Source organism: Streptomyces sp. NPDC111802 (assembly GCF_055634335.1).
This window is the reverse complement of record NZ_JBVKCZ010000028.1, coordinates 124,619-134,275: the sequence shown is the minus strand read 5'-3', so window position 1 is coordinate 134,275 and position 9,657 is coordinate 124,619. Positions and strand designations below refer to the sequence as shown.

At 70.0% G+C, this 9,657-nt stretch carries 8 protein-coding genes; 4 read left to right on the top strand and 4 right to left on the bottom strand.

The window, feature by feature from the left end; all coding sequences use genetic code 11:
• Window positions 1-123 precede the first annotated feature (123 nt).
• A complete protein-coding gene (gene panB / locus ACZ7NC_RS28700) occupies window positions 124-999 on the bottom strand; it encodes a 3-methyl-2-oxobutanoate hydroxymethyltransferase (RefSeq protein WP_471492371.1) in 876 nt (291 codons plus the stop codon).
• 182 nt (window positions 1,000-1,181) lie between these two features.
• Here panB and ACZ7NC_RS28695 point away from each other — a divergent pair, with 182 nt between their 5' ends.
• The 4 genes from ACZ7NC_RS28695 (at window position 1,182) to ACZ7NC_RS28680 (ending at window position 6,124) form a co-directional block, all read left to right on the top strand.
• On the top strand, window positions 1,182-2,771 hold the full coding sequence (locus ACZ7NC_RS28695) for an MFS transporter (RefSeq protein WP_471492370.1): 1,590 nt from the start codon (window positions 1,182-1,184) through the stop codon (window positions 2,769-2,771).
• Between the two features lie 103 nt (window positions 2,772-2,874).
• Complete coding sequence (locus ACZ7NC_RS28690) at window positions 2,875-3,504, top strand: TetR/AcrR family transcriptional regulator (protein WP_471492369.1); 630 nt, start codon at window positions 2,875-2,877, stop codon at window positions 3,502-3,504.
• Between the two features lie 188 nt (window positions 3,505-3,692).
• A complete protein-coding gene (locus ACZ7NC_RS28685) occupies window positions 3,693-4,745 on the top strand; it encodes an endonuclease/exonuclease/phosphatase family protein (RefSeq protein ID WP_471492368.1) in 1,053 nt (350 codons plus the stop codon).
• A gap of 158 nt (window positions 4,746-4,903) precedes the next feature.
• On the top strand, window positions 4,904-6,124 hold the full coding sequence (locus tag ACZ7NC_RS28680) for an MFS transporter (RefSeq protein WP_471492367.1): 1,221 nt from the start codon (window positions 4,904-4,906) through the stop codon (window positions 6,122-6,124).
• 98 nt (window positions 6,125-6,222) lie between these two features.
• Here ACZ7NC_RS28680 and ACZ7NC_RS28675 read toward each other — a convergent pair whose 3' ends face one another.
• The 3 genes from ACZ7NC_RS28675 to ACZ7NC_RS28665 all read right to left on the bottom strand — a co-directional run bounded on the left by ACZ7NC_RS28675 (window position 6,223) and on the right by ACZ7NC_RS28665 (window position 9,614).
• Window positions 6,223-8,163: a S53 family peptidase gene (locus ACZ7NC_RS28675; RefSeq protein ID WP_471492366.1), complete on the bottom strand. Its 1,941-nt coding sequence runs from the start codon at window positions 8,161-8,163 to the stop codon at window positions 6,223-6,225.
• Window positions 8,164-8,322: 159 nt separating this feature from the next.
• On the bottom strand, window positions 8,323-8,946 hold the full coding sequence (locus tag ACZ7NC_RS28670; RefSeq protein WP_471492365.1) for a DUF305 domain-containing protein: 624 nt from the start codon (window positions 8,944-8,946) through the stop codon (window positions 8,323-8,325).
• Window positions 8,943-9,614 carry a DUF3105 domain-containing protein gene (locus tag ACZ7NC_RS28665; RefSeq protein ID WP_471492364.1) on the bottom strand — a complete coding sequence of 224 codons (672 nt, stop codon included), beginning with the start codon at window positions 9,612-9,614 and terminating at the stop codon, window positions 8,943-8,945. Before ACZ7NC_RS28665 ends, ACZ7NC_RS28670 begins: the two co-directional genes overlap by 4 nt.
• Between the last annotated feature and the right edge of the window lie 43 nt (window positions 9,615-9,657).

The following is a 9,657-nucleotide window of genomic DNA, read 5'->3' as shown; positions in this document are numbered from 1 at the left end:
CCAAAAGAACACCCGGCCCACCCCACGCCACGACGTGCACGCACCCCGCAAACCGCAGCCAGCGAAACAGCGCACGAAGAAGTCAACTACCCCACGGCCCCGCCGCACAGGTTAAAGATCAAGCTAGTGGACGCTGTGCTCCTCCAGCGGGAAGGTGCCGCCGACCACGTCCTCCGCGAACGCCTTCGCCGCGTTGCCCATGACCTCGCGCAGATCGGCGTACTGCTTGACGAACTTCGGGACCCGGCCGCCCGTCAGCCCCAGCATGTCCGTCCAGACCAGGACCTGCGCGTCGGTCTCGGCACCGGCACCGATACCGACCGTCGGGATGTGCAGCACGCGCGTCACCTCGGCCGCCAGCTCCGCCGGAACCAGCTCCAGGACGACCGCGAACGCGCCCGCGTCCTGGACCGCCTTCGCGTCGCGCAGCAGCTGCGCCGCCGCCTCCTCGCCGCGGCCCTGCACGCGGTAGCCCATGGCGTTGACGGACTGCGGGGTCAGGCCGATGTGGGCCATCACCGGGATGCCGGACTCGACCAGCAGCCGGATCTGCTCGTGCGAGCGCTCGCCGCCCTCCAGCTTGACCGCCCCGACGCCGGCCTCCTTCACCAGCCGGGTCGCCGAGCGCAGCGCTTGCACCGGGCCCTCCTGGTACGAGCCGAACGGCAGGTCGCCGACGATCAGGGCGCGGGACGTGCCGCGTACGACGGCCGCCGAGAGCATGGTCATCTCGTCGAGCGTCACCGGCACCGTGGTGTCGTAGCCGAGGTGGCAGTTGCCCGCCGAGTCGCCGACGAGCATGACCGGGATGCCGGCCTCGTCGAACACGGACGCGGTCATCGCGTCGTACGCGGTGAGCATGGGCCACTTCTCGCCGCGCTCCTTGGCGGCGGCGATGTCGCGAACGGTGATACGGCGTGTGCCCTTGCCCCCGTACAGCGCCTTGCTGCCGTCGGAGGGCTTCGCCTGAGGCGTCTGGGCAGCCGAAAGCTGCGTCATTGCAACGGCTCCTTCATGTCATCTCGAGGCGCCCTTACGGCGTCCCCGGATCCCCTCCATGGTGGCACTTCGTGCCAGCCAGTACCAGGCCCCCTCATGTGAGATCCACCCTCGTGTAAGAGCTCGGTAAAAATTTACGATACGAGACGGTGCCGTATCGAAAATCTCCTAGGCTCGTCGGCATGACTTCTCCCGCCCCTGACACCGGCTCCCGGATACCGGAGGCCGTGCACCGGCGCCGCTGGGCGATCCTCGGTGTGCTGATGCTCAGCCTGCTGATCGTCGTGCTGGACAACTCGATCCTGAACGTCGCCATCAAGACCATCTCGACCCCGGCCCCGACCGGCCTCGGCGCCACCCAGAGCGAGCTGGAGTGGGCGATCAACGCCTACACCCTCGTCTTCGCCGGCCTGCTGTTCAGCGCCGGCATCCTCGGCGACCGGCTGGGCCGCAAGAAGGTCCTGCTCGGCGGCCTCACCGTGTTCGGCATCGGCTCCGCCCTGGCCGCGTTCTCCGGCTCCCCCGGCGAACTCATCACCTTCCGCGCGCTCATGGGCCTCGGCGCCGCCTTCGTCATGCCGGCCACGCTCGCCGTCCTGATGAACGTCTTCGAGCGCGACGAGCAGCCCAAGGCCATCGGCATCTGGGCGGGCGGCGTCGGGCTCGCCATCGCCATCGGACCCATCACGGGCGGGGTGCTGCTCGACCACTTCTGGTGGGGGTCCGTCTTCCTCATCAACGTGCCGATCGTGCTGCTCGCGCTCGCGCTGATGCTGTGGCTGGTCCCGGACTCGCGTGATCCCAAGCCCGGCCGTATCGACCCGATCGGGGTCGTGCTCTCCGTCGTCGGCCTGGTCCTGCTCGTCTACGGCATCATCAAGGGCGGCCAGCTCGCCGACTTCACGGACGTGACGGTCCTCGCGACCATCGCCGCCGGTCTCGCCGTACTCGCCGCCTTCGTCGTGTTCGAGAAGCGCAGCGACCATCCGTCCATCGATGTCACGTACTTCCGCAACAAGGTCTTCTCGGCCGCGATCGGCGTCATGGCCCTGGTGTTCTTCGCGCTGATGGGCGTGACCTTCTTCTCGGTCTTCTACACCCAGAGCGTGCGCGGCTACTCGCCCCTGCAGACCGGCCTGCTGATGCTGCCGCTCGCCGCCGCCCAGATGATCTTCGCGCCGCGCGCCCGGCTCCTCGTCGACCGGTTCGGCAACCGGGCCACGACCACCGGCGCCATGCTGCTCATCGCGCTCACGCTGGCCGCCTTCGCCACCTTCGAGGCGGACACGCCGATCTGGATCCTGGAGGTCGTCTTCTTCCTCATGGGCGCCGCGATGGCGCACATCATGACCCCGATCAGCGTCGTCATCATGCAGGCCCTGCCCCGCGAGAAGGCCGGTTCCGCCTCCGCCCTCAGCAACACCTTCCGCCAGGTCGGCGGCGCCCTGGGCATCGCCGTGCTGGGCTCGGTGCTGTCGACGGCGTACCGCGGCGACATCGAGGACCGGCTCACGGCGCTGCCGGAGGGCCTACGGCACACGGCGGGCGAGTCGATCGAGGCCACGCTCGGCGTCGCCGACAAGCTGGGCCCGCGCGGCGAGGCCCTCATCGGCCCGGCGCACGACGCGTTCCTGCACGCCATGCACATCACGGCGCTGTGGGGAGCGGGCATCGCGGTGGTCGGCGCGGTGATCGTGGCGCTGTTCCTGCCGGGGCGGCCCACGGCACCTCAGGAGGGCGAGGACGAGCGGGAGTTGGTGGCGTCGGAGTAGGAGGCCGGAACCGGCCGATCAGGACACGCACCGAACCGGCCGTCGTACCCGGCGGCCTCCCGACCGGGGGAGAATCAGCACCCCCACGGAAAGGACCGAGCAAGTGAGCCTCGCCGACAGCCATCCCCGGCCGGACGGGCCCGTCCGCGGCCGCCCCCGCAGCGAGGCAGTGGAGCGGTCCATCATCGAGGGCGTCATCAGGCTGCTGGAGGAGGGCGTGCCGCTCGCGGAGCTGTCCATCGAGCGGATCGCCCGCACCGCGGGCGTCGGCAAGGCCACCATCTACCGCCGCTGGAACGGCAAGGAGGAGCTCTTCGTCGACGTCGTGCGCACCGCCGAGCCCCCGGACCCCGACCTGCCCGGCACCTCGGTGCGCGACGATCTCGTGACGCTGCTGGAGCAGTTGCGCCGGCGCGGTCTGATGACCCGGTCGTCGGTGCTCCTGCACAACGTCATCGCCCAGATGAAGCGCAGTCCGAAGATCTGGGAGGCCTACCAGGCGATCGTCGTCGAGCCGCGGCGCCGGAGACAGCACGAGATCCTGCGCCGCGGACAGGAGAACGGCGAGCTGCGCACGGACATCGACGTGGACGTGATGAACGACATGATCTTCGGCCCGATGCTGGTGCGCGCCGTCATGCGCCCGGACGCCGACCTGCCGGAAGGGCTGGCGGAGCAGATGGTCGACACCCTGCTCGAAGGTCTACGGCCCGTCAGTTCGCGGACTCCGTAGTACGCATGTGCGCGTTTCGTCACAGAGCGCGCTTTCCCCCGAGGTGACCGGAACTCGCGAGGGCGACTTGTACGTCCTCGCCCCCGTACGGCCGTCATCAGTACGGCAGGAACGAGGCCGATCATCCCCTAGGGTTTCCATGGGCGCGGGGGGACGACGGTGTGCACGGTAGGTAGTGAGGCGACGGTATGGCGCAGCAGGCGTACGTGACGGAGGCGGACAGCGGAGGCTCGGGGCCCGAGCACCGGGAATCCGGGCTTCGGCGCCTACGCGGCCGGTTGGTCACGGGCTGGCGCGGTGACCCGCGCGTCTGGCGGCGCGGCATCGTGCTCGCCGCCCTCGCGGTGATCCTGGCGCTGGTGATGGCGCTGCACGCGCGGATCCCCAACGCCATCGGCAACCTGGGCAGTCTCACCGAGACGTTTCTGCCCTGGCTGGGCCTGTTCGTCCCGGTGCTGCTCCTGCTGGCCCTGGTCCGCAGGTCCGCGACCGCGCTGATCGCCCTGGTGATCCCGGCAATCGTCTGGCTGAACCTCTTCGGCGGCCAGCTCACCGACAAGACCGGCGTCGGCGGCGACCTGACGGTGGCCACGCACAACGTCAACGCCGACAACACCGATCCGTCCGGCACCGCCCAGGACGTGGCCGCCTCCGGCGCGGACGTCGTCGCCCTGGAGGAGCTGACGGACGCGGCGGTCCCGACGTACGAGAAGGCGCTGGCGTCGACGTACAAGTACCACTCGGTGCAGGGCACCGTCGGGCTGTGGAGCAAGTACCCGCTGAGCGGGGTGAAGCCGGTCAACATCGAGCTGGGCTGGACGCGCGCCATGCGGGCCGCGGTGACCACGCCGTCCGGGCAGGTCGCGGTGTACGTCGCCCATCTGCCGTCGGTGCGGGTGAAGATGGAGGCCGGGTTCACCGCCCGGCAGCGCGACAAGAGCGCCAACGCGCTGGGCGAGGCCATCGCCCATGAGCCGCTGCGAAAGGCCGTGCTGCTCGGTGATCTGAACGGCACGATGAACGACCGCGCGCTCCGTGCGATCACCGCCCAGATGCGCTCCACGCAGGGCGCTTCGGGCAGCGGGATGGGATTCAGCTGGCCGGCGTCGTTCCCGATGGCGCGGATCGACCAGATCATGGTGAAGGGCATCGAGCCGATGACCTCGTGGACGCTGCCGCAGACCGGGAGCGACCATCTGCCGGTGGCGGCGCGTGTGAAGGTCGACACATCCGCTTCCTGAAATCCCCAGGTCAGCGCCGTCTGGACGGGTCTTTGCAACCGGCTTGTCATCTGCCGGAATACTGGGTCTGACAGGCTTTGTTCCGTACTTGAACATACTGGCACGTACGAAGTCACGGAACCGGACCTCTCAACACCCCCGAAAGGCAAAGGCACTTCATGCCCCTGGCCCTGCTCGCCCTCGCCGTGGGCGCCTTCGGTATCGGTACGACCGAGTTCGTGATGATGGGCCTGCTGCCCGAAGTCGCGAACGACCTGGACATCTCGATCCCCACCGCCGGACACCTGGTCTCGGCGTACGCGCTCGGCGTCGTCGTCGGCGCCCCGCTGCTCGCGGCGGTCACGGCGCGGCTGCCGCGGCGCACCGTCCTGATCGGCCTCATGGCCCTGTTCGTGGCGGGCAACGCCCTGTCGGCGTTCGCCCCCGACTACCACTGGCTGGTGGCCGCCCGCTTCCTGAGCGGCCTTCCGCACGGCGCCTTCTTCGGCGTCGGCGCGGTCGTGGCGACGAACATGGTCGCGCCGGAGCGCAGGGCACGCTCGGTGTCGCTGATGTTCCTGGGCCTGACGGTGGCCAACGTCGCCGGCGTGCCGGTGGCCACGCTCATGGGGCAGCACCTGGGCTGGCGGGCGACCTTCCTCGGTGTGAGCACGATCGGCCTGGCGGCGATGGCCGCGCTCGCGCTGCTGATACCGCGCGCCGAGGCGCACGCCGCTCCGGGCGCCGGCCTGCGCGGCGAACTGGCCGCGCTGCGCTCGCTGCCGGTGTGGCTGGCGCTCGGCACGACGGTCGCGGGCTTCGGCGCGCTGTTCGCCGCGTACAGCTACATCACGCCGATGCTGACCGACGCCGCCGGGTACGCCGACGCCAGCGTGACGCTGCTGCTGGCGCTGTTCGGCGTGGGCGCGACCATCGGCAACCTGCTGGGCGGACGACTGGCGGACCACGCGCTGCGGGCGACGCTGTTCGGCGGTCTGGTGTCCCTGGCCGTGGTCCTGGCGCTGTTCCCGCTTCTGATGTCCACGGCGTGGAGCGCGGCCCTCGCGGTGACGCTCCTCGGCATGGCCGCCTTCGTGACGGGCTCCCCACTCCAGCTGATGGTCATGGAGAAGGCGTCGGCGGCCCCGTCTCTGGCCTCCTCGGCCAACCAGGCGGCCTTCAACCTCGCGAACGCGGGCGGCGCCTGGATCGGCGGCCTGGCCCTCGCGGCGGGCTTCGGCGTCACCTCCCCGGCACCGGCGGGCGCGGCACTGGCCGTACTCGGGCTCGGGGTCGCGGGCGGCGCCTACCTGGTGGACCGGCGCCGGGTCGCGCCGCGGGCGGGGCGCAAGCGCGTGGTCGCCACGCATGTGCCCAGCCCGGAGCGGCTGCCCCACTGAAATCGCGGTGAGGGACGCTGAAATCGTGATGAGGGACGCCCCGCCAACGGAGTCGAGACTCTCCCGTCGGCGGGGCGTTTCCCTTGCCGCCGCGCCGTTCAGCGGCGGTACGACTCCACGTAGCCGTTCGCGGGCGTGCCCACGCCCGTCACATCGTCGTAGCCCTTCACGGCGCTCAGCGAGCTGTCCTTGCCGAGGCTGCGTACCGACGTCGTCAGGCCGTCCGTCGCGTCATAGCCGTTGACGTAGTCGACGCGGGCCACCGCGAGCCCGGAACCCGTCGGGTTGTCCGTGACGTCGTGGTACGCCTTCGAGCCGTAGCGCGCGTAGATCGCCGGGTTGGCGAACCCGAGCGGCTCGCCCCCGCGCGCCTCCTGCGCCAGCGCCTGCACGGCCGCGATCACCGGTGCGGCCAGCGAGGTGCCGCCGAGACGGTACTCGTCGTACGCCTGCGTCCTGCCGTCCGGCATGGTCTGCGTCTGGCCCACCAGGAACCCGGTGTTCGGGTCGGCGATGGCCGCGATGTCCGGGACGACGCGGTTGCCGTCGGCGCTGTTGGCCTTGGCCAGCGCGTCCGGCACGGCCGCCTTCTGGTAGTACGGCTCCGCGACCGTCCTGCTCGTACCGCCGCCCGCGCCCGAGGTGAAGGCGCCGGGGAAGCCGGCCCAGCTCTTGCCGTCGGCCGACAGGGCCGCCTTCTCGGTGCCCCAGCCGGTCTCCCACAGGTACTTGTCGCCCTTGCCGACCGCCAGCGACGTACCGCCGACCGCCGTCACCCACGCCGAACTCGCCGGGATGTCGACCTGCTTGGTGCCGCTGCTCGCGACCTCGTCGCCGTTGTCGCCGGAGGAGTAGTAGAAGCCGATGCCCTCGACCGCGCCGAACTGGAAGACCTGGTCGTAGGCGGCCGCGAGGTCCGGTGTCTGGGCGTCCTCGGTCTCGCCCCAGGAGTTGGAGACGATGTCGGCCAGATGGTGGTCGACGATCTTGCTGAGCGAGTCCAGCAGATCCTCGTCGTAGCAGGAGGCGGCGCCCACGTAGGTGACCTGCGCGCCCGGCGCGACCGCGTGCACGGCCTCGACGTCGAGGGTCTCCTCGCCGTACCAGCCGGCGGCCGAGCACTCCTTGGTCCGCGTGTACTTCGCCGGCAGGACCTGGTGCAACTGACCGCTCTGCCAGGCCGCGTCGCCGTTGCGCCGCGCGTAGGTGGCCGCGTCGAAGGCGATGGTCGGGGAGGCGTAGGCGTCGGTGATGGCGATGCGCACGCCCTTGCCGGTGCGCGTGCCGGCCCCGTACGCGGCACGCAGCTGCTTGCCGGTGTAGCCCTTGACGGCGTACGGGATCTTCGTGCCGTACGCGTCTGGCAGCGTGGTCGCCACGTTCGAGCCGTGGTACGAGGAGAAGGGCCCGGCGTTGCGGAACACGGTCTCCGGCGGCGGGAGCTGGTCCTGGTGGCTCGCCAGGTGCGGTGCGTTGTCGAGCCCGGTGACGGTCAGGACCGCGTCCTTGACGCCGTCCGGCACCGAGGCGGTCCTGGTGGGCGCGCGGTAGGTCTTCGCGCCCTTGGTGTAGTTGTGCAGCTGGGTGCCGAAAGCCTTCTCCGCGGCGGCCACATCACCGGTGACGGAGACATAGTGCCGCGTGACACCCGTGACCTTCAGGCCCGCCGACGTCAACCAGCTCCTGACGGCGGCCACTTGGGCCTTCGTCGCGCCGAAGCGGGACTGCGCCTGGGCCGCGGTCAGGTGCTTGCCGTACGACGCCGAGTGCGGGTCGGACACGGCCTTGGCGTAGGCGGCGAGGCCGGTCGCGTCCCTGCCCCGGAGGTAGACGCGGACGGCGACCTGCGCGCTGTCCGAGGTCGCGCCCTTGTCCGCCCCGGCGGTGGCCCAGGCGGGCTTGGTGCCGGCGAGGGTGTCGCGGCCCGGGCCGTCGGCGGCGTGTGCCGCCGGAATGCCGAGCGCCATCGCGCCGGTGAGCAGAGGCAGTGTCGCCGCCAGGCTCATCGAGGTGCGCAGCGCGGCACGTCGAGATCTCATGGAACCCCCTGTGCGATTCGTGTGCGAGTGGATCACCCGCCGGTGGCCACTTAAGCGACGAACCGTTCACGCCGGGGGAATGCCCGGCTCAAGAAGGTCCCAACTACGTTAATGACAAGACCATTTCAACAACCATCACCAGGACGACCGCGGGAACGGCTAGGGCCGTGGCTCGGCGCCCCGCTCCCTCAGCATGTCGGTCATCAGGTCGATCTCCGACCGCTGCCCGTTCACCATGGTCCGCGCGAGCCGCTTCTCCACCTCGACCCCGCACTTGTCGAGGCAGCCCTCGGCCATGTGGATGCCGCCCTTGTGATGGGCCGTCATCAACTGGAGAAAGAAGACCTCGGCCTGCTTGCCGCTGAGGGTCCCCAGCTTCTTCATCTCCGTGTTGGTCGCCATGCCCGGCATCAGCGCGCCGTCCTCGCCGGAGGCCATGCCGCTCATGCCCATCCAGGCCATCGGCGCGCTCGACGACACCTTGGGCAGCTTCCACAGATCCAGCCAGCCCAGCATCATGCCGCGCTGGTTGGCCTGGGTCTGCGCGATGTCGTACGCCAGGCGCCGCACCTCCTCGTCGTCGGTGCGGTCGCGCACGATGTACGACATCTCCACGGCCTGCTGATGGTGCACCGCCATGTCCCGCGCGAACCCCGCGTCCGCCGAGTCGGCACTCGGCGTATCGCTCGAACCGCCGTCCTCGGCGACGGCATAGGTGAGCGCGCCGACCGCGACGAGCACGGCCGCCGCTGTCCCCGTGATCCAGCCGACGTGCCGCTTCACTCCGACAGACCACCCGTGCACGCGGCGCCCGGCTCGGGCGTCTGGTCACCCTGGACGTACTTCTCGAAGAACGTGCCGACGTTCGGGTCGTCCGCGCTCGTCACCGTCCGCTGGTGCCCCCAGGCGCTGAGCATGATCGGGTCCTTCTGGTCCTTGTCCGGGCTCATGAGGGTGTACGGCGTCTGCTTGACCTTCGTCGCCAGCGCCTCGATGTCGGACTTGGACGCCTTGCTGGTGTACGTCACCCACACCGCGCCGTGCTCCAGCGAGTGCACGGCGTTCTCCTTCCTGAGCTCCTTGGTGTAGACGTCGCCGTTGCAGTTCATCCAGGCCCGGTGGTGGTCGCCGCCGACCGGGGGCTCCATCGGGTACTTCACGCTCGTCTCGACATGGGTGCTCGCCAGCGTGCCCTTCCAGGTCTTCACGCCGTCCTCGCCGGCGACGAACTTCCCGGTGGTCTTCTTGTCGGGCTTCGCCGTGTCCTTGTCCTTGTCGTCCGACTGGGACTGGATGAGGACGACCCCGCCGACGACGAGACCGGCGACGACCACCGCGCTGGCCGCGATCGTGAGAATGCGGTTGCGGCGCTCACGAGCCTGCTCGGCACGCCGCATCTCCTCTATGCGCGCCTTGCGTGAAGCGTTGCTCTGGTTCTTGACGGAGCCCATGAGGCGTTGTCCTTCTGGGGAAAAGGGACGGTCGAGTCCGCTG